At 62.2% G+C, this 17,236-nt stretch carries 18 protein-coding genes; 10 read left to right on the forward strand and 8 right to left on the reverse strand.

What is annotated here, in order from left to right:
* Together GQX66_RS03285 and GQX66_RS03290 are read left to right on the forward strand one after the other, a co-directional pair.
* A complete protein-coding gene (locus GQX66_RS03285; RefSeq protein WP_011333526.1) occupies positions 1-741 on the forward strand; it encodes a response regulator in 741 nt (246 codons plus the stop codon).
* Positions 738-2,045: a HAMP domain-containing sensor histidine kinase gene (locus GQX66_RS03290; RefSeq protein WP_085748251.1), complete on the forward strand. Its 1,308-nt coding sequence runs from the start codon at positions 738-740 to the stop codon at positions 2,043-2,045. The genes GQX66_RS03285 and GQX66_RS03290 overlap by 4 nt, the downstream gene beginning before the upstream one ends.
* Positions 2,046-2,104: 59 nt before the next feature.
* Here the strand turns inward: GQX66_RS03290 and GQX66_RS03295 are convergent, their stop codons facing one another.
* Entirely contained in the window at positions 2,105-2,854 is a 750-nt protein-coding gene (locus GQX66_RS03295; RefSeq protein ID WP_240866338.1) for a putative DNA-binding domain-containing protein, read from the reverse strand.
* Complete coding sequence (locus GQX66_RS03300) at positions 2,847-3,686, reverse strand: DUF692 domain-containing protein (RefSeq protein WP_129974015.1); 840 nt, start codon at positions 3,684-3,686, stop codon at positions 2,847-2,849. Before GQX66_RS03300 ends, GQX66_RS03295 begins: the two co-directional genes overlap by 8 nt.
* Before the next feature lie 343 nt (positions 3,687-4,029).
* Here GQX66_RS03300 and GQX66_RS03305 point away from each other — a divergent pair, with 343 nt between their 5' ends.
* Entirely contained in the window at positions 4,030-5,076 is a 1,047-nt protein-coding gene (locus GQX66_RS03305; RefSeq protein WP_240866341.1) for a class I SAM-dependent methyltransferase, read from the forward strand.
* A gap of 81 nt (positions 5,077-5,157) precedes the next feature.
* Positions 5,158-6,000 (forward strand): NAD-dependent protein deacetylase, encoded by an 843-nt coding sequence (locus GQX66_RS03310; protein ID WP_129974017.1) that lies wholly within the window; start codon positions 5,158-5,160, stop codon positions 5,998-6,000.
* 241 nt (positions 6,001-6,241) lie between these two features.
* Here the strand turns inward: GQX66_RS03310 and GQX66_RS03315 are convergent, their stop codons facing one another.
* Positions 6,242-7,132 (reverse strand): LysR family transcriptional regulator, encoded by an 891-nt coding sequence (locus GQX66_RS03315; RefSeq protein ID WP_129974018.1) that lies wholly within the window; start codon positions 7,130-7,132, stop codon positions 6,242-6,244.
* A gap of 284 nt (positions 7,133-7,416) precedes the next feature.
* On the opposite strand from GQX66_RS03315, the gene GQX66_RS03320 reads away from it, so the two are divergent.
* Genes GQX66_RS03320 through GQX66_RS03330 form a run of 3 tightly spaced genes read left to right on the forward strand, consistent with a single transcriptional unit; the run spans position 7,417 to position 9,998 of the window.
* Positions 7,417-8,115: a CoA transferase subunit A gene (locus GQX66_RS03320; protein ID WP_102688464.1), complete on the forward strand. Its 699-nt coding sequence runs from the start codon at positions 7,417-7,419 to the stop codon at positions 8,113-8,115.
* A gap of 24 nt (positions 8,116-8,139) precedes the next feature.
* Entirely contained in the window at positions 8,140-8,805 is a 666-nt protein-coding gene (locus tag GQX66_RS03325; protein WP_007956272.1) for a CoA transferase subunit B, read from the forward strand.
* Between the two features lie 11 nt (positions 8,806-8,816).
* Positions 8,817-9,998 carry an acetyl-CoA C-acetyltransferase gene (locus GQX66_RS03330; protein ID WP_007956270.1) on the forward strand — a complete coding sequence of 394 codons (1,182 nt, stop codon included), beginning with the start codon at positions 8,817-8,819 and terminating at the stop codon, positions 9,996-9,998.
* 117 nt (positions 9,999-10,115) lie between these two features.
* Here the strand turns inward: GQX66_RS03330 and GQX66_RS03335 are convergent, their stop codons facing one another.
* Entirely contained in the window at positions 10,116-10,718 is a 603-nt protein-coding gene (locus GQX66_RS03335) for an NAD(P)-binding domain-containing protein (RefSeq protein ID WP_011333514.1), read from the reverse strand.
* A gap of 115 nt (positions 10,719-10,833) precedes the next feature.
* Here GQX66_RS03335 and GQX66_RS03340 point away from each other — a divergent pair, with 115 nt between their 5' ends.
* Positions 10,834-11,727: a LysR family transcriptional regulator gene (locus tag GQX66_RS03340; RefSeq protein WP_240866396.1), complete on the forward strand. Its 894-nt coding sequence runs from the start codon at positions 10,834-10,836 to the stop codon at positions 11,725-11,727.
* Here GQX66_RS03340 and GQX66_RS03345 read toward each other — a convergent pair.
* Together GQX66_RS03345 and GQX66_RS03350 are read right to left on the reverse strand one after the other, a co-directional pair.
* Positions 11,724-13,043, reverse strand: a complete 1,320-nt coding sequence (locus GQX66_RS03345; protein ID WP_240866344.1) for an Nramp family divalent metal transporter — start codon at positions 13,041-13,043, stop codon at positions 11,724-11,726. The two genes, GQX66_RS03340 and GQX66_RS03345, sit on opposite strands and share 4 nt — an antisense overlap.
* 76 nt (positions 13,044-13,119) lie before the next feature.
* Positions 13,120-13,659 carry a chalcone isomerase family protein gene (locus tag GQX66_RS03350; protein ID WP_240866347.1) on the reverse strand — a complete coding sequence of 180 codons (540 nt, stop codon included), beginning with the start codon at positions 13,657-13,659 and terminating at the stop codon, positions 13,120-13,122.
* Positions 13,660-13,806: 147 nt separating this feature from the next.
* Between GQX66_RS03350 and GQX66_RS03355 the strand changes: the two genes are divergently transcribed.
* Positions 13,807-14,580: a hypothetical protein gene (locus GQX66_RS03355; RefSeq protein ID WP_240866350.1), complete on the forward strand. Its 774-nt coding sequence runs from the start codon at positions 13,807-13,809 to the stop codon at positions 14,578-14,580.
* An 86-nt stretch (positions 14,581-14,666) separates the two neighbouring features.
* Positions 14,667-15,233, forward strand: a complete 567-nt coding sequence (locus GQX66_RS03360; RefSeq protein WP_129974025.1) for a hypothetical protein — start codon at positions 14,667-14,669, stop codon at positions 15,231-15,233.
* 3 nt (positions 15,234-15,236) lie between these two features.
* Here GQX66_RS03360 and GQX66_RS03365 read toward each other — a convergent pair whose 3' ends face one another.
* Both GQX66_RS03365 and GQX66_RS03370 read right to left on the reverse strand, forming a co-directional pair.
* Positions 15,237-15,953, reverse strand: coding sequence for a prolyl oligopeptidase family serine peptidase (locus GQX66_RS03365; RefSeq protein WP_240866352.1), 717 nt, complete (start codon positions 15,951-15,953; stop codon positions 15,237-15,239).
* 66 nt (positions 15,954-16,019) lie between these two features.
* Positions 16,020-17,132 carry a succinylglutamate desuccinylase/aspartoacylase family protein gene (locus GQX66_RS03370; protein ID WP_240866363.1) on the reverse strand — a complete coding sequence of 371 codons (1,113 nt, stop codon included), beginning with the start codon at positions 17,130-17,132 and terminating at the stop codon, positions 16,020-16,022.
* Between the last annotated feature and the right edge of the window lie 104 nt (positions 17,133-17,236).

The following is a 17,236-nucleotide window of genomic DNA, read 5'->3' on the forward strand; positions in this document are numbered from 1 at the left end:
ATGGAACATGTCGATCACATCCTGATCGTCGACGACGACCGCGAGATTCGCGAACTGGTCGGCAATTACCTGAAGAAGAACGGCCTGCGCACCACGGTGGTTGCCGATGGCCGGCAGATGCGCAGTTTTCTGGAAGCCAATACCGTCGACCTGATCGTGCTCGACATCATGATGCCCGGCGACGATGGCCTGCTGCTGTGCCGCGAATTGCGCTCGGGCAAACACAAGGCCACACCGATCCTGATGCTGACCGCGCGCAATGATGAAACCGACCGCATCCTCGGCCTGGAAATGGGCGCCGACGACTACCTGACCAAACCCTTCGCCGCCCGCGAACTGTTGGCGCGGATCAATGCCGTCCTGCGGCGCACCCGGATGCTGCCGCCGAATCTGGTGGTGACCGAAAGCGGTCGGCTGCTGGCGTTCGGTCGCTGGCAGCTCGACACATCGGCCCGGCATCTGCTGGACAAGGACGGCACCATGGTCGCGCTCAGTGGCGCGGAATACCGTCTGTTGCGCGTGTTCCTCGACCATCCGCAACGGGTGTTGAGCCGCGATCAATTGCTGAATCTGACCCAGGGCCGCGACGCCGATCTGTTCGACCGATCCATCGATCTGCTGGTCAGCCGCCTGCGCCAGCGCCTGCTGGATGACGCCCGCGAACCGGCCTACATCAAGACCGTGCGCAGCGAAGGCTATGTGTTTTCGCTGCCGGTCGAAGTCCTCGGAGCCCCCGCATGAATCTCGCCCTGCACTGGCCGCGTACCCTCGCCTCCCGCTTGTCGCTGATTTTCCTGATCGGCCTGATCCTCGCTCAGGCGCTGTCGTTCGGCGCGCAATATTACGAGCGCTACGAAAGCGCGAAAAACACCATGCTCGGCAACCTCGAAACCGACGTTTCGACCTCGATTGCCATCCTCGACCGACTGCCCGCCGAAGAACGCCCAATGTGGCTCAAACGCCTGGCTCGCAAGAATTACGGTTATCTGCTGAGCGAAGGCGAACCGGGTACACCGCTGGATCCGCAGGACGTGCCGATTGCCGTCACCTCGATCACCGACGCAATTGGCGAGGCCTATCCGCTGACGTTCACCGATATTCCCGGCCCGAAAAAACACTTTCAGGGCCACCTGCGCCTGAGCGACGGCAGCCCGGTGACCATCGATGTGCGCCCGTCGATGGTGCCGCTGTCGCCATGGCTGCCGGTGGTATTGCTCGGGCAACTGGCGCTGATGCTCGCCTGCACCTGGCTGGCGGTGCGCATCGCCATCCGCCCCCTTACCCGCCTCGCCAACGCCGTGGAAACCCTCGACCCGAACGCCCACCCGATCAACCTCGACGAAAAAGGCCCGAACGAAGTGGCCTACGCCGCCCGCGCCTTCAACTCGATGCAGGCGCGCATCGCCGCGTACCTGAAAGAACGCATGCAACTGCTGGCGGCGATCTCCCACGACCTGCAAACCCCGATCACCCGCATGAAGCTGCGGGCAGAGTTCATGGACGATTCGGCCGAGAAAGACAAACTGTGGAACGACCTCGGCGAGATGGAACATCTGGTGCGCGAAGGTGTGGCCTATGCCCGCAGCATCCACGGCTCGACCGAGGAAAGCCGACGCACCAATCTGGACTCGTTCCTCGACAGCCTGGTGTTCGACTATCAGGACATGGGCAAAGAGGTGCAGTTGAGCGGCAAGAGTGAGGCGGTCATCGACACCCGTCCCCACGCGTTGCGCCGGGTGCTGGTCAACCTGACCGACAACGCGCTGAAGTTCGCCGGCGCTGCCGAGCTGCTGATTCAACGCGACAGGAACGAACTGTCGATCAAGGTCATGGATCGCGGCCCGGGCATCGCCGAAGAAGAGCTGGCCCAGGTGATGGAGCCTTTCTACCGCGTCGAAAACTCGCGCAACCGCAGCACCGGCGGCACCGGGCTGGGGCTGGCGATTGCCCAGCAACTGGCGATGGCGCTGGGCGGTTCGCTGACGCTGAGCAATCGCGAAGGTGGCGGGTTGTGTGCGGAGCTGAAATTGCCGCTACAGGCCTGAACCAACAAAAAGCCCTGTGGGAGCCAATGCTCTCACAGGGCTTTTTGTTGTCGGTGAGATCAGTTGATGCCGATCACTCCGTCCTCATGCAGTTGCTGCAACAACGCCAGACCGCTGTCCATGAATGACACTGTTTCCGGCAACCCCGCCTCCAACGCCAACCCTTGCAGTTGCTCACGACCATTGAGCAACGGGAACTCCTCGATCCGCTGCAACAACCGCCACGCCAGCGGGCTCAGCTCGGAAAACTTCACACTGAAATCTACCGCGCGCCGTACCAGCAACAACGTTGGCTGGGCCGGTGGTGTAGACGGTTGATGGTCAGGGCTGAGGATTTGCACCGGCCAGGTGTACGCCAACGGCCAGGCCAGTGCCGAAACCTGCAACGGCTGCTCCAGCAAGTGCGCCGGATCGCTCGCCGGCAAGGCTTCGGCGTCGGACTGCTGCAACACCATTTCCACCCATTCGTAATGCGCCAGCTCCACCAGAAACGCCGGCCAGTCGCCCTCGCTCAACACGGCAGGTTCCGAGGCGAGGTAGCCGACAAACTCCTCGGCGATCTCACCGAATTTCGGTGTCTGCGCGCGGTAGTCCCGCAGAAAGCCGCGGATCAACATGCGCCAGCGTTCCTGACCGATGATCCGGATCAGCACCGGAAATGTGCTGCCCAGCAGTTGCGAGACATTGTTGAACACCAGATCGCGATAGACATTGACCCGCGCCGCGTTCATGTCGGCGGGTGGCGCTTCATGTTCTGGATCGCGCAAATAGCGGGTCAGGGCCTGTTGTTGCAGCAGAAGATTATCCACGCGGGCCTCCTTCGGCTTGCAGGCGGCGGATGGTTTGCAGTTCGGCCACCAGTTCAGAGAACGCGGGGAAATTGAAATCCCGCTCCAGCAAGGTCGGCTGCGCGCCGAATCGGGCATAAGCGTCGACCAGCAACGACCAGACCACCGGTTTGACCGAGGCGCCATGGGTGTCGATCTTCAGTGTGTCGGACTCGTCGAAGTGCCCGGCCACGTGCATCCCGACCACCCGGCCCGGCTCGATGGCGGCCAGGAATGTCTGCGGATCGAAACCGTGGTTGATCGAATTGACGTAGACGTTATTGACGTCCAGCAGCAGATCGCAATCGGCCTCGCGCAGCACGGCGTTGGTGAAGGTCACTTCGTCCATGTCCTGGCGAGGCGCGGCGTAGTAGGAAACGTTTTCCACCGCCAGTCGCCGACCGAGGATGTCCTGCGCCTGACGGATCCGTGCGGCGACGTGGTGCACCGCCTCTTCGGTGAACGGCAACGGCAGCAGGTCGTAGAGGTGACCGTCGTCGCTGCAATAGCTCAGGTGTTCGCTGTACAGCGGTACTTTGTGATGATCGAGGAAGGTCCGCACTTCCCGGAGGAAACCGACGTCCAGCGGCGCCGAGCCACCGAGCGACAACGACAGTCCGTGACAGGACAACGGATATCGCTCGGCCAGCTCACGCAACGCGGCGCCATGAGCGCCGCCGACGCCGATCCAGTTTTCCGGGGCGACTTCCAGAAAGTCGAAATCGCCGGTGCGAGCGGCTTGCAGGTCTTTCATCAGGCCGCGACGCAGGCCGAGCCCGACACTGGCCTGCAAGGTGGGGTGGGGAATCTGCATGGGCAAGGTCTCTGCTGAGGAGCCGCCGGGGGCGGCGACTGACAGGCTCAGTTAAACCGGCGGGTGTATCGCGGCTGTGTGGGTAATGCGGGGGAAGTGGCGGGATTTGTATCGGCGGCGGGCCTGTACACAGTGGGATACAGACACCGTCGCGATACACAACCCCGAAATCCACACAGCCCGCTCCCGCCGGCGCCAACAGCGGCTAGACTCAATCAGTACCCAGTCGAGGGGGACGCAGGACAGCAGTGTCGCCCTGCCCGTTTCCACGACCACCGCCCGGTGGTGAATGCCTCGACCCCCAACGCCACCGGACTGTGATCCTGTCAAAGGAGCACATGAAATGGACGAGGCCAGACTCAACGAATTCATGGGCAAACTGGTCAACGACATGGGCGGCGCGGCGATGCTGGCCAATGTCATTGTCGGCGAAGAACTCGGCCTGTACCGGGCCATGGCCGACAGCCAGCCGGTCAGCCCCGAATCCCTCGCTGCAAAAACCACCTGCAACCCGCGACTGGTGCGCGAATGGCTGAGCGCCCACGCGGCGTCCGGCTACATGGAACACCACGACGGCAAGTTTCGTTTGCCGGAAGAACAGGCGCTGGCTTTGGCCAAGGAAGATTCGTCGGTGTACGTGGCCGGCGGCCTCGGGGTGGTGGCGTCGTTTTTCCATGACAAGGACAAACTGGTCAAGGCCATGCGCGGCAACGGCGCCCTGCCTTGGGGCGATCACCATCCGTGCATGTTCACCGGCACCGAGCGCTTCTTTCGTCCCGGCTACAAGGGGCATTTGATCGCCGAGTGGCTGCCGGCGCTGGACGGCGTGGTGGCCAAACTCGAAGAAGGTGCCAAGGTCGCCGACATCGGCTGCGGTCACGGTGCGTCCACGGTGATCATGGCCCAGGCGTATCCCAACTCGCGGTTCGTCGGCTTCGACTATCACGCGCCTTCGATCACCGTCGCCACCCAACGGGCCGAAGAAGGCGGCGTCAGCAGTCGCGCGCGGTTCTTCCAGGGCACGGCGAAAAGCTATCCCGGCGATGACTATGACCTGATCTGCTATTTCGACTGCCTGCACGACATGGGCGACCCGGTCGGTGCGGCAAAGCATGCGTTTAAATCCTTGAAAGACGACGGCACGGTGCTGCTGGTCGAACCGTTTGCCAACGACACCCTGGACGAAAACATCACGCCGGTCGGGCGCTTGTTCTATGCCGCGTCAACGTTCATCTGCACGCCAAATTCGCTGTCCCAGGAAGTGGGACTCGGCCTCGGTGCGCAGGCGGGCGAGTCGCGCTTGCGCAAGGTGTTTACCGAAGCAGGTTTCAAACACTTCCGGCGTGCGACGCAGACGCCGTTCAACCTGATCCTGGAGGCTCGCAAATAACCTCGGGCAGCGGACGCCTCTGAAAAGAGGTGTCCGTCGGTGCTAACCTGCAAGGCACTTACAGCCTGCGGAGCGCTGATCATGCTCGACCGTCCCCTCCCCGACCCGCTCGACTATCTGCAACAGGTCATGGCCGACGGCGACTTCATTGTGCTGACCGGCGCCGGCATCAGCACGCCATCGGGCATCCCGGACTACCGCGACACCGACGGTGTGCGCCGTGGCCGGCAGCCGATGATGTACCAGGAATTCCTCGCGGCCCCGGAATCGCGTCGGCGCTACTGGGCCCGGGCCATGCTCGGCTGGCCCCGCGTGCGCCAGGCACGGCCGAACGCGGCCCATGAGGCGTTGGCCAGTCTGCAAAGCCAAGGGCGGATCGGCGGTTTGATTACCCAGAATGTCGACACCTTGCATGATCAGGCCGGTAGTCACGACGTCATCGAACTGCACGGCAGCCTGCACCGGGTTCTGTGTCTGGATTGCGGTCAGCGCAGCGAGCGGGATTCGATTCAGCAATTGATGGAAACGCAGAACCCGTATCTGGCCGGCGTCGATGCCGTGCAGGCGCCGGACGGCGACACTCTGCTCGATCCGGCCTTCGAGGCGCGCTTCCAGGTGCCGCACTGCCCGCATTGCGCAGGCGAACGGATGAAACCGGACGTGGTGTTTTTTGGCGAGAACGTGGCGCAGCCGACAGCAGCGCGGGCCATGGCGCTGGCGGAAAATGCCGCCGGGATGCTGGTGGTGGGTTCGTCGTTGATGGCGTATTCGGCGTTTCGCCTGTGCCGGGTGATTGCGGATCGGGGCAAGCCGCTGATTGCGATCAATCTGGGGAAGACGCGGGCGGATGAGTTGCTGGATTTGAAGATTGAGGGGTGTTGTGAGGAATTGTTACCGCTGTTGGCTCAAGCAATGAATGGTTGATGGTGGGAGGGAGATGTCCGGCTTGCGATCCCTAACCCCTCACCCTAGCCCTCTCCCAAGGGAGAGGGAACTGACCACGCTGAATATAAGAGTTACATCGACCTGAAATATCGAGTCGAACTCAAGAGTTGATGAGCCTGAATCCATAATCGACTCGGTGGCTCAGGTCGATGTACTAAGCAGCACGACTCGGTCGGCTCCCTCTCCCTCCGGGAGAGGGCTGGGGTGAGGGGGATGGATTTCAAAGATGTCCAAAATCCTCAGCCTTGAGAATGTCAAAAAGCGCCTGAGCCGCCGCCGACAGTTCATTCCCCGGATCCGTCAGCACGCCAATCGCCCGCTCAACCACGGGCTCGTGCAAGGTCAGGCAATGCGCGCCCAACTCGCGCATCTGCCCGGCACACAACGCCGGCACCGCACTGACGCCTAGCCCACTCGCCACCATGCGCCCGACTGTCGCCAGTTGATGGCTTTCAAATTCCACCGGCAGTTTCATGCCCCGGGCCTGCAAGTGTTCCTCCAGCATCACCCGAACCGTAGACGGTCGTTGCAGGGTGATGAACGGTTCCTGCAGCAAGGTCTGCCAATCAATGTCGCTACGGTCGGCCAGCGACGAATCCTGCGGCACCACCGCAACGAAGCGATCCTTATAAAGAGGCGTGAAGGTCAGCGAGGTGTTCTGCATCGGCTCGAACGCCACGCCGAGTTCGACCTGACGATCGCGCACCATTTCCAGCACTTGCTCGTTGATCACGTCGTTGACTGTCACGTTGACGTTTGGATAGCGCGCGCGGAAGGTCTTGAGGATCGGCGGCAGCAGGTTACCGGCAAACGACGGCATCGCCGCCAGCGTCACCCGCCCACGCTGCAGGCTGAAGCGCTGGCGCATTTCGTCTTCGGCGTTGTCCCAGTCGGCGATCAGGCGCCGGGCCAGCGGCAGCAGCGATTCGCCCTCCGGGGTCAGCGCCACGTTGCGCGTGTTGCGGCTGAACAGGCGCCCGCCCAGACCTTCTTCCAGCGCCTTGATGGTCAGGCTCAGCGCCGATTGAGACAGGTGCAGGCGCTCGCAGGCCACGGCAAAGCTCAGGCTCTGGGCCACGGCGAGAAAAGCGCGGATCTGCTTGATGGTCATGAACGATTCACTCAAGGAACTAAGCTGAACACCTCATTGATCGTTCCCACGTCGAGGCGTCGAACCGTCCGCGTGGTAACGCAGCCCGTGACGCTCCGCGTCACTGGGACGCGGAGCGTCCCTAGAGGCATTCCCACGCAGAGCGTGGGAACGATCAACGAGGTCAATTATTGAGCTTTATCAATCAATCAACCTTAAAAATCAACTTAACAAATATATCCTTCAGCGCGACACTCCAGTCATTCGGCTAGCCAGCCGCCCGACAAACAATAAAAGAGGTGCATATGGCAGGTTTCGACAAGCGCGTGTATTCCTACGAGGAAGCCATGGCAGGTCTTGAAGACGGCATGACCGTGATCGCCGGTGGCTTCGGCCTGTGCGGCATCCCGGAAAACCTGATCGCCGAGATCAAGCGCAAGGGCACCCGCGACCTCACCGTCGTCTCCAACAACTGCGGCGTGGATGGCTTTGGCCTCGGCGTGCTGCTGACCGACCGCCAGATCAGCAAGGTGGTCGCCTCCTACGTCGGCGAAAACAAACTGTTCGAAGAGCAACTGCTCAAAGGCGACATCGAAGTCGTCCTGACCCCGCAAGGCACCCTCGCCGAGAAAATGCGCGCAGGCGGTGCAGGCATTCCGGCCTTCTTCACTGCCACAGGCGTCGGCACTCCGGTCGCCGATGGCAAGGAAGTGCGTGAATTCCACGGTCGCAAGTACCTGATGGAAGAATCCATCACCGGCGACTTCGCCATCGTCAAAGGCTGGAAAGCCGACCACTTCGGCAACGTCATCTATCGCCACACCGCCCAGAACTTCAACCCGCTGGCCGCCACCGCCGGCAAGATCACCGTGGTCGAAGTCGAAGAAATCGTCGAACCCGGCGAGCTGGATCCGGCACACATCCACACGCCCGGCATCTACGTCGACCGGGTCATTTGCGGCACGTTCGAAAAACGCATCGAACAACGCACCATCCGCAAATAATCCAGGCTGACGGAGAACAAGAACATGGCACTTACTCGCGAACAAATGGCTCAACGCGTCGCCCGCGAAATGCAGGACGGCTACTACGTGAACCTCGGTATCGGCATCCCGACCCTGGTCGCCAACTACATCCCCGAAGGCATGGAAGTCATGCTGCAATCGGAAAACGGCCTGCTCGGCATGGGACCTTTCCCGACTGAAGACACCATCGACGCCGACATGATCAACGCCGGCAAGCAGACCGTGACCGCGCGCATTGGCGCGTCGATCTTCAGCTCCGCCGAATCCTTCGCAATGATCCGCGGCGGTCACGTCGACCTGACCGTGCTCGGCGCGTTCGAAGTGGACGTGCAAGGCAACATCGCCTCGTGGATGATCCCCGGCAAACTGGTCAAGGGCATGGGCGGCGCGATGGACCTGGTGGCCGGCGCCGACAACATCATCGTCATCATGACCCACGCGTCCAAGGACGGTGAGTCCAAGTTGCTGAGCCAGTGCAGCCTGCCGCTGACCGGCGCCGGTTGCATCAAGCGCGTCCTGACTGACCTTGCGTACCTGGAAATCGAAAATGGCGCTTTTGTCCTCAAGGAACGCGCACCTGGCGTCAGCGTCGAGGAAATCGTCGCCAAAACCGCAGGTAAACTGATCGTCCCGGATCACGTACCGGAAATGCAGTTCGCTGCCGAGTGAGGAATTCGAAAATGCAAGACGTCGTCATTGTTGCCGCCACGCGTACCGCGATCGGCAGTTTCCAGGGATCGCTGGCCACCGTCTCCGCCGTGGATCTGGGCGCAGCGGTCATCCGCCAGTTGCTTGAGCAGACCGGTCTGGACGGTGCTCAGGTCGATGAAGTGATCATGGGCCAGGTACTGACCGCCGGCGCCGGCCAGAACCCGGCGCGCCAGTCGGCGATCAAGGCCGGTCTGCCCCACGCCGTACCGGCCATGACCCTGAACAAGGTTTGCGGTTCGGGCCTCAAGGCCCTGCACCTCGGCGCCCAGGCGATCCGTTGCGGCGATGCTGACGTGATCATCGCCGGCGGCCAGGAAAACATGAGCCTGGCCAATTATGTGATGCCGGGCGCGCGCACCGGTCTGCGCATGGGTCACGCGCAAATCGTCGACACCATGATCAGCGATGGCCTGTGGGATGCGTTCAACGATTACCACATGGGCATCACCGCCGAGAACCTGGTCGAGAAGTACGAGATCAGCCGCGAGCAGCAGGACGCCTTCGCCGCTGCGTCGCAACAGAAAGCCGCCGCGGCCATCGAGGCCGGTCGTTTTGTCGATGAGATCACCCCGATCCTGATCCCGCAGCGCAAAGGCGATCCGGTGGCGTTCAAGGTCGACGAGCAGCCACGCGGCGACACCACCGCCGAATCCCTGGCCAAACTGCGTCCGGCCTTCAAGAAGGACGGCAGCGTCACCGCGGGCAACGCTTCGTCGCTGAATGACGGCGCGGCTGCGGTCATTCTGATGAGCGCCGAAAAAGCCAAGGCCTTGGGCCTGCCGGTGCTGGCGAAAATCGCCGCCTACGCCAACGCGGGCGTCGACCCGGCGATCATGGGCATCGGCCCGGTTTCCGCCACTCGCCGCTGCCTGGACAAGGCCGGCTGGAGCATTGGCCAGCTCGACCTGATCGAAGCCAACGAAGCCTTCGCCGCGCAATCGCTGGCAGTGGCCAAGGATCTGCAATGGGATCTGGATAAGGTCAACGTCAACGGCGGCGCCATTGCCCTCGGTCACCCGATCGGTGCATCGGGCTGCCGTGTGCTGGTGACCCTGCTGCACGAAATGATCAAGCGTGATGCGAAAAAGGGTCTGGCGACCCTGTGCATCGGCGGCGGTCAGGGCGTGGCCCTGGCACTGGAACGCGCGTAAATCCTTAGCGTTACAAAAGCGAGTTCACAGCGGGCGGCGGATCCACGACATCCACTGCCCGTTGGCAACAAAACCCGGTACGACTCACGTCGCACCGGGTATTTTTTTGCCCGGACGTCAGGCGAACTTCACCAGATTCAGCACCGGCAACGGCCCGCCCGGGAACTGCACCAGTCGTGCACCCACGCTCAACTCACCCAGATCGATACCGAAGAAGCCGAGCTGATCGATCAGCGCACCCACTTCCGCCTTGGCCTGCGCATCATCCCCGGACAGGAACAACACGCGCTTGCCACCCTCCGACGCCGGATCCGCTTCCAGCAAGCGTGCCAGCAAATGGTTGAACGCTTTGACCACACGCGCGCCCGGCACCCATTCGGCGAACACTTCGCTGGACGGCCGCCCCTGCAAATCCACCGGTTTGAACGACGGCGCTTCAATCGAATTGTTGGCGTCGATAACGATCCGTCCACCGAAGTCCGGGAGCCCGGCCAGTGCGGTTGGCAGTTTCGACCAGTTCACCGCGACCAGCACGATGTCTTGGGCCGCCGCTTCTTCACGGGTAACGGCACGGGCAGTCGGGCCGAGTTCCGCGACCAGCTCGGCCAGGGTCTCCGGCCCGCGACTGTTGGCGATGACCAACGGGATGCCCTGACGCGACAAGGCTTTGGCAAACGCTGAACCGATGGCGCCAGCGCCGATGATTCCGATAGTGCTCATGGTGTTCTCCTCAAAGTGGGGGTAAGACTCGAAACGAATCTTGCGCTTGCCATTCCCACTTGATTAGCCGGTAATGCCTTGAATGATCTTCAAGCATCGCTATCAGGTCGAACCCATGGAAACACTCGCCAATCTGGAATCTTTCGTACGCAGCGCCGAGACCGGCAGTTTCTCCTCCGCCGCACGGTTGCTGGCGCTGACCCCGGCGGCGGTCAGTCGCAACGTGGCCATTCTTGAACGCAACCTCGGCGTGCGGCTGTTTCAGCGCTCGACCCGCAAGCTGTCGTTGACCGAGGCAGGTGAAGGTTTTCTGGCGAGCATCGGCGGCAACCTCGACGCCTTGCAGGCAGCGATTGCGACGGTGGCGACCGAGCGCGGCGAGCCGGCGGGCGTGCTCAAGATCAGCCTGCCGCCGACGTTCGGCATCGATCACATGCTGCCGCTGCTGCCGGAGTTTCTGGCGCGCTATCCGCTGATTCGCCCGGAATGGCACTTCGAGAATCGTCAGGTGGATCTGATCGCCGAGGGCTACGACGTGGCGATTGGTGGCGGCTTCGAACTGACGCCCGGCGTGGTCGCCCGGCCATTGTCGTCCGCCGAAGTGCTGGCGGTGGCGTCGCCGACGTATCTGGCCGGCCGCACACTGCCGCGACATCCGGCTGATCTCGCCGATCACCACGGCATCGTCATGCGCGGCCTGCGCACCGGGCGCCTGCGCCAATGGCAGATGCACAACGAAGCCGGCGAACAGGCCAGCGCCCTGCTCAACCCGAACATCGTCCTGAATGACCCGATGGCCATGCGCACCGCGGCGTTGTTGGGTCTGGGCGTGACGATGCTGGTGCTGCCCGATGTCAGTGCGCAGATCGAACGCGGTGAACTGGTGCGACTGTTGCCCGACTGGCAATGCGATGCCGGCGCGATTTCGCTGTACTACCCCAGCCGCACCTTGCTGCCGGCCAAGACCCGGGTGTTCATTGATTTTGTGGTGGAAGCGTTTGGCCGTTAGGCCGCCAGCTGCAGAATCAACCAGGCATTCGCCCCGCTGATCACCACAAACAATCCCCACGCGAGCACCTTGGTCGGCAACCGGTTCACAAACGGCCCCATCAGTTGCTTGTCGTTGGTGATGCGAATCAGCGGATACAGCGCAAACGGCAGTTGCAGGCTCAACACCACCTGGCTCAACACCAGCAACTTGCCCACCGCGCCGTCGCCCATCAGCCACACGCCGATGAATGCCGGAATCAGCGCCAGCCCACGGGTGATCAGGCGCCGCTGCCAGCAAGGGATCCGCAGGTTCAGATAGCCTTCCATGATCACTTGCCCGGCGATGGTGCCGGTGAAGGTCGAACTCTGCCCCGAGGCCAGCAACGCCACGCCGAACAGCACACTGGCCAGCGCGCCGCCCACCAATGGGTCGAGCAAGTGATAGGCGTCCTGGATGTCGACCACGTCGGTGTGTCCGGACTGATGAAAGGCTGCCGCCGCGAGAATCAGGATCGCCGCGTTGACCAGCAACGCCAGCGCCAGCGAACCGATGGTGTCGATGCGCGCCAGTTTTACCGCGTCCTGCTTGCTGGCCAGATCCTTGCCAATCAACCGTGTCTGCACGATCGAGGTGTGCAGGTACAGGTTGTGCGGCATGACAGTGGCGCCGAGGATGCCGATGGCCAGGTACAACGGCGCGGCGTCGCTGATCGCCGACAGTGACGGTTTGAAGCCTAGGGCGACGTCCGGCCAGTACGGTTTGATCAACAGCAATTCAACGAAGAAACACGCGCCGATGGTGCCCACCAGCACCAGCATGATTGCCTCCAGCCGGCGGAAACCACGGTTCTGCAGGGCCAGCACCAGCAATGTATCGAATGCGGTCAGGGCGATGCCGAACGTCAGCGAACACCCCAGCAACAGGTGAAACGCCAGCGCACAGCCGAGCACTTCTGCCAGGTCGGTGGCGATGATCGAGATTTCCGCCAGCACCCATTGCAGCCGCGCCGTCGGAGTGCTGTAGCGTTCGCGGGACAGCTGCGCCAGATCGCGCCCGGTGGCGATGCCCAATCGCGAGCACAGGCATTGCACAACCATGCCCGCCAGACTCGCCAGCAACACTACGAACAACAGGCTGTAACCGAAGCGCGAACCGGCCTCGATGGCGGTGGCCCAGTTGCCCGGGTCCATGTAGCCGATCGACACCAGCAAACCGGGGCCGGCAAAGCGCAGCACGCGTTTGAAGAACGAGGCGTTGGGATCGACCGGAACACTGCCGGCCACTTCCGGCGGGCAGAACGGCGCCGTAGCGATTTTGGGCAAGCTGAATTTCACGCACACATCCAGAAACAAGTCGAAAGACGCAGCTTAGACGTTTCAGTCGGTGCGCCCAAGCGCAGATGTGCTGCGATCAGGGTTTGGCAGTACCCAGCAGTTGCTGGCGCAGTTCGGGATTGCGCGTGCGTGGATCCAGCCAGATATTGAAAAAAGCCTGGGCGAACAGAGGGTCATTGATCTCGTGCTGCAACTGTTGGCCAACAAAAAACCGCGCGCCCTGCCTTGGCAGATACACCCCGGTGATCCGCGTGCCGGCCTGCACGTCGACGAACGATTGCTGCATCTGGGCCTGCCACACCGCCAGTTGCGCAGGATTGATGGAGGAGCCTGCCAGGCGTTTGATCTCGTCGACGCTGGCCTTGACCAAATCTTCGCGGGACACGCTACGCCGATAGATCAGCTCCAGGGCGAAGGGCTGACCATCGGCCAATGGACGCGCGGCGCTCCACAACCGGGCGTTGTAAACGTCGAAACCGAACACGCTGAAATCGCCGGTGCCGATGATCTGCGCGCCGGGCACCGCGTCCTGCCAACTGGCCCAGGTGGGTGTCAGCAACAACGCCCACAAGCCGATCCCGCAGCATCCACGCAACAACTTCGGTGTATTGCTCATCGCGGTATCGACTCCGGTAAACCCTGATACTCAGAGCATAGTCGGCTATTGCGCTCGTCATTTTGTATACATGTTTTGCATGCATATACAGCAATCCGTGAACCACAGTGCTAACGTGGCCCTTATTGACCCGAAGGAGACACCTGCGTGCTGATCCTCAAACTGCTGCTGATTCCCGGTTTCCTGCTGCTGATTTCCCTCGCGGGCAAGCGTTGGGGCCCCAGCGTCGCCGGGTGGCTGTCGGGGTTGCCAGTGGTGGTCGGGCCGATTCTGTTTTTCCTCGCCATCGAGCAAGGCCCGGCGTTTGCCGCGCAATCGGCGGTGGCGGCGCTGTCGGCCATGTTTGCGATGATCGCGTTTTGCATCACTTACGCGCAGGTGGCGCAGCGGGCGAGCTGGCCGCTGGCGTTGGTGGTTTCTTTATCGGTCTGGGCCGTGCTGGCGTTGATCCTGTCGCTGATACCGGCCTCTCTGCCCTTCTCGATTGCCGCCGCTGCAACTGCCCTGCTTGCCGCGCCATACCTGTTTCCCAAGGTACAACCGGTGGTAAGTGGCCCGGCGCCGAAGTCGGACAAACTGGTCTGGCGGATGATCGCCGGGGCCGCGCTCACGCTGGTGGTGACGATGCTGGCCAGCACCGTCGGCGAGCGCTGGAGCGGTCTGCTCGCGGTGTTCCCGGTGCTCGGCAGCGTGATTGCGGTGTTTTCCCAGCAGACCCGTGGCCCGGCGTTTACCGCCGCGTTGTTGCGGGCGACAGCGACGGGGATGTATTCGTTTTCGGCGTTTTGTCTGGTGCTGGCGCTGACGGTTCCCAATCTGGGTTTCGGCGGTTTCGTGGTGGCCGTGGCCGTTTCGGTGGCGATGCTGGGCGTCACCCGGCAGTTGCTGGCCAAACCCGCGCCGGCACCGTCGCCGAACTGAACCCGCCCGGACAAACCGCTCTGGAGTGCCGGGTGTGCTCCGTGGGATGATCGCCGCCCAAGCGCGACCATCCCTCGGAGATTCGAATGTCATTGCTTAGCAAGAAAGCCGTCGTCCTGTTGTTGGCGGCGGTGGCCGGTTTCGGCGCCATCAATGCTCAGGCAGCCAAGGCCAAAGAGAAGGTTGTCACCGAGAAAGTCTCGATGCTCGACGGCAAATTCAGTTTTGTCCTGCCCAAGGGCTTTGTCGGCGACCCGCTGCCGGCCGGGCCGACCGGCGCCAAGGGCACCATGTACAGCAACGACGCCACCAAGACTGTGGTCATCGTCGCCGAAAACCAGATTCCCGAAGGCAACAACGTCAAGGACAACGACAGTGCATTCCTCGACGGCACCGTCTCCGATTTCATCGACGCCCAACGCAAGGCCCTGCCGGACTTCAACAAGCTCAGCGAAAAGAGCCTGACCCAGAAAGGTAACGGCCTGGGCTTGCGTCAGGTCGACAGCACCGCCACCCAGGGCGGCGGCCAGACTCTCAACACCACGTTGCTGGCCGGTTCCGGCACGCGCATGGCGCTGGTCCAGGTGATTTCCCGAGCCAGCGACAAGAGCGGTCACGAGGCACTGGTGAAAACCATCCTCAAGGAAAAGTGATCTTCACGGGTTGAGTTGCTGCAACCAGTCGTTCAAATCCCGAAGCTCGGCCGCACTGATGCTGTGGCCGACGCCGGGATAGGCATGAAATTGCGGTTTGTACGACAGCTTCTGCAACAACGCATCGGCCTCGGTGCCACCGCTGTAAGGCACACGGTCATCCGCCGTGCCGTGGCCGATGAAGATTTCCAGCGGCGGATGCTGCTGCTCTGATTTCAGCTCGCTCTTGAGCACCGGCAATACCCGCCCGCTCAACGCCGCGATGCCACCCACTACCGCCGGCTGCCGCAGCCCTACCTCGTAGGTCATCATCGCGCCCTGGCTGAAACCGATCAGGTACACCTTCTCCGGTTGCGCGTGATATTTCTGCGCCGCTGCGGCGATAAAGGCCCGCAGTTTCTGGCTGCTGGCCTTCAGATCATCCGTCTCGCCGTTGTAGGCACCTTCGCCTTTCTTGCGAAACCACTGGAAACGCCCTTCACCCAACGCCATCGGTGCCTGCACCGACAGGTAGTTGTACTGCTTGGGCAGCTGAAATTTCATACCGATCAAGTCTGCTTCGTTGCTGCCATAGCCATGCAGGAAAATCACCAGCGGACGCTGTTCGGCGTCCGGGTGAACCTGGGCCAGGTAGTTGAGCGGCAGATCGTTTTGCAGCGAGGTCTGAGCCTGAACGGCAGTGGACGCGAGCAGCGTCAACAGCGTAAACACCTTCAACATAAGCCTTCCTTCACACAGTGCAGGGTTCGGCGCAGAGCCTAACACTGTGATCCGGAGGATGGGGTGTCAGTCGTTGATCAGCTTGCCGACTCGAATCGGCTCGCGCCCCGCCACTTTCGCCTGCCAGATACCCGGCTGGGTGTAGCGACCGCGATCGATGGCGAACAACACGCCACTGGTGCCGGCACGCACGGTGGTCACGCGGTCGTTCAACGGATCGACCACTTCGAACAGCGCATCGCCGCGCTCGACCCACTCACCGGCATCGCGCAGGAAACTCACCACGCCATGGTGCGGGGCGAACAGGTATTCGGTGCCTTCGAACGGCATGCCTTCGCAGCATTCGTCCGGCGCTTTCGGCCATTCACCGCTGATGAAGCCCTGCTCGGCCAAAAAGCCCAGTATCGCCTCGCAATTGGCCTGAGCCTGATCGACGCGGGTGTCGCCCATGCTGCCCAGTTCCAGTGTGGTAGCGAGGTTGGCCGGTGGAATCGCAGCCTCCGGGAACATCCGCGCCAGGCGCAACCACGGCGAGGAGCAGGATTCATCGAACGAACTGCCACCGGAATCTTCACACAACAGCGCCACGCCAGCCTTCAGGCGTGCGGCGAGGGATCGCCACTGCGGCCAGTGCTGCGGCAAGGCGTAGATATGAATCGCGGCGTCGAAATCGCAATGCAGATCGAGGGTGATGTCGGCCTCACAGGCGTGGCGCAGCAACAGGCGGTGCAGCGCTTCCAGTTGCGACGCCGGCGCTGGCAACGCATCAAGCACCTGGCCCATGGTCTGGCGGATCAACGCAATGTTGGCTTGGGCATCACCACCCAACTGATGCCCGATGCGCTCGGCCACCGGCGCGCTGAGTTCGACGAAGGAGCGGTTGAAGTTCTTGCCGCTGCCCAGCTCGAAACGCCCCATGTGGCTGCCTTGCAGGTGCTGATCGAGGCCGATCGGGTTGGCCACCGGCACCAGTTCGATCACGCCTTGCAACTGGCCGTTGCTTTCCAGTTCGGCCAGGCGTTTTTTCAGCTCCCACGCGGTACGCATGCCCGGCAGTTCATCGGCGTGCAGGCTGGCCTGGATGTAGGCCTTGCGCGGGCCGGCGCCGTAACGGAACACGCTCAGGGAACGTTCGCTGCCCAGGTGGCTCCAGGGCAGAAGGTGGTCGATGCGTTGCATGGGGAACTCCGGAAATTCTGTAGTCGTTGCCGAGGCAATGACTGCATTGAAAATGTGCTGACAGGATAAATCACGGGCGAAAAAAAAGTGGCCACCGAATGAAC

Origin of the sequence: Pseudomonas sp. B707, from assembly GCF_022496685.1 — a bacterium.
GTDB classification, from domain to species: domain Bacteria; phylum Pseudomonadota; class Gammaproteobacteria; order Pseudomonadales; family Pseudomonadaceae; genus Aquipseudomonas; species Aquipseudomonas paraglycinae.

Coding starts and splice junctions, on each gene's coding strand:
- GQX66_RS03285 (WP_011333526.1), top strand. CDS start 1: ATGGAACATGTCGATCACATCCTGATCGTCGACGACGACCGCGAGATT.
- GQX66_RS03290 (WP_085748251.1), top strand. CDS start 738: ATGAATCTCGCCCTGCACTGGCCGCGTACCCTCGCCTCCCGCTTGTCG.
- GQX66_RS03300 (WP_129974015.1), bottom strand. CDS start 3,686: ATGCAGATTCCCCACCCCACCTTGCAGGCCAGTGTCGGGCTCGGCCTG.
- GQX66_RS03305 (WP_240866341.1), top strand. CDS start 4,030: ATGGACGAGGCCAGACTCAACGAATTCATGGGCAAACTGGTCAACGAC.
- GQX66_RS03310 (WP_129974017.1), top strand. CDS start 5,158: ATGCTCGACCGTCCCCTCCCCGACCCGCTCGACTATCTGCAACAGGTC.
- GQX66_RS03315 (WP_129974018.1), bottom strand. CDS start 7,132: ATGACCATCAAGCAGATCCGCGCTTTTCTCGCCGTGGCCCAGAGCCTG.
- GQX66_RS03320 (WP_102688464.1), top strand. CDS start 7,417: ATGGCAGGTTTCGACAAGCGCGTGTATTCCTACGAGGAAGCCATGGCA.
- GQX66_RS03325 (WP_007956272.1), top strand. CDS start 8,140: ATGGCACTTACTCGCGAACAAATGGCTCAACGCGTCGCCCGCGAAATG.
- GQX66_RS03330 (WP_007956270.1), top strand. CDS start 8,817: ATGCAAGACGTCGTCATTGTTGCCGCCACGCGTACCGCGATCGGCAGT.
- GQX66_RS03335 (WP_011333514.1), bottom strand. CDS start 10,718: ATGAGCACTATCGGAATCATCGGCGCTGGCGCCATCGGTTCAGCGTTT.
- GQX66_RS03340 (WP_240866396.1), top strand. CDS start 10,834: ATGGAAACACTCGCCAATCTGGAATCTTTCGTACGCAGCGCCGAGACC.
- GQX66_RS03350 (WP_240866347.1), bottom strand. CDS start 13,659: ATGAGCAATACACCGAAGTTGTTGCGTGGATGCTGCGGGATCGGCTTG.
- GQX66_RS03360 (WP_129974025.1), top strand. CDS start 14,667: ATGTCATTGCTTAGCAAGAAAGCCGTCGTCCTGTTGTTGGCGGCGGTG.
- GQX66_RS03365 (WP_240866352.1), bottom strand. CDS start 15,953: ATGTTGAAGGTGTTTACGCTGTTGACGCTGCTCGCGTCCACTGCCGTT.
- GQX66_RS03370 (WP_240866363.1), bottom strand. CDS start 17,132: ATGCAACGCATCGACCACCTTCTGCCCTGGAGCCACCTGGGCAGCGAA.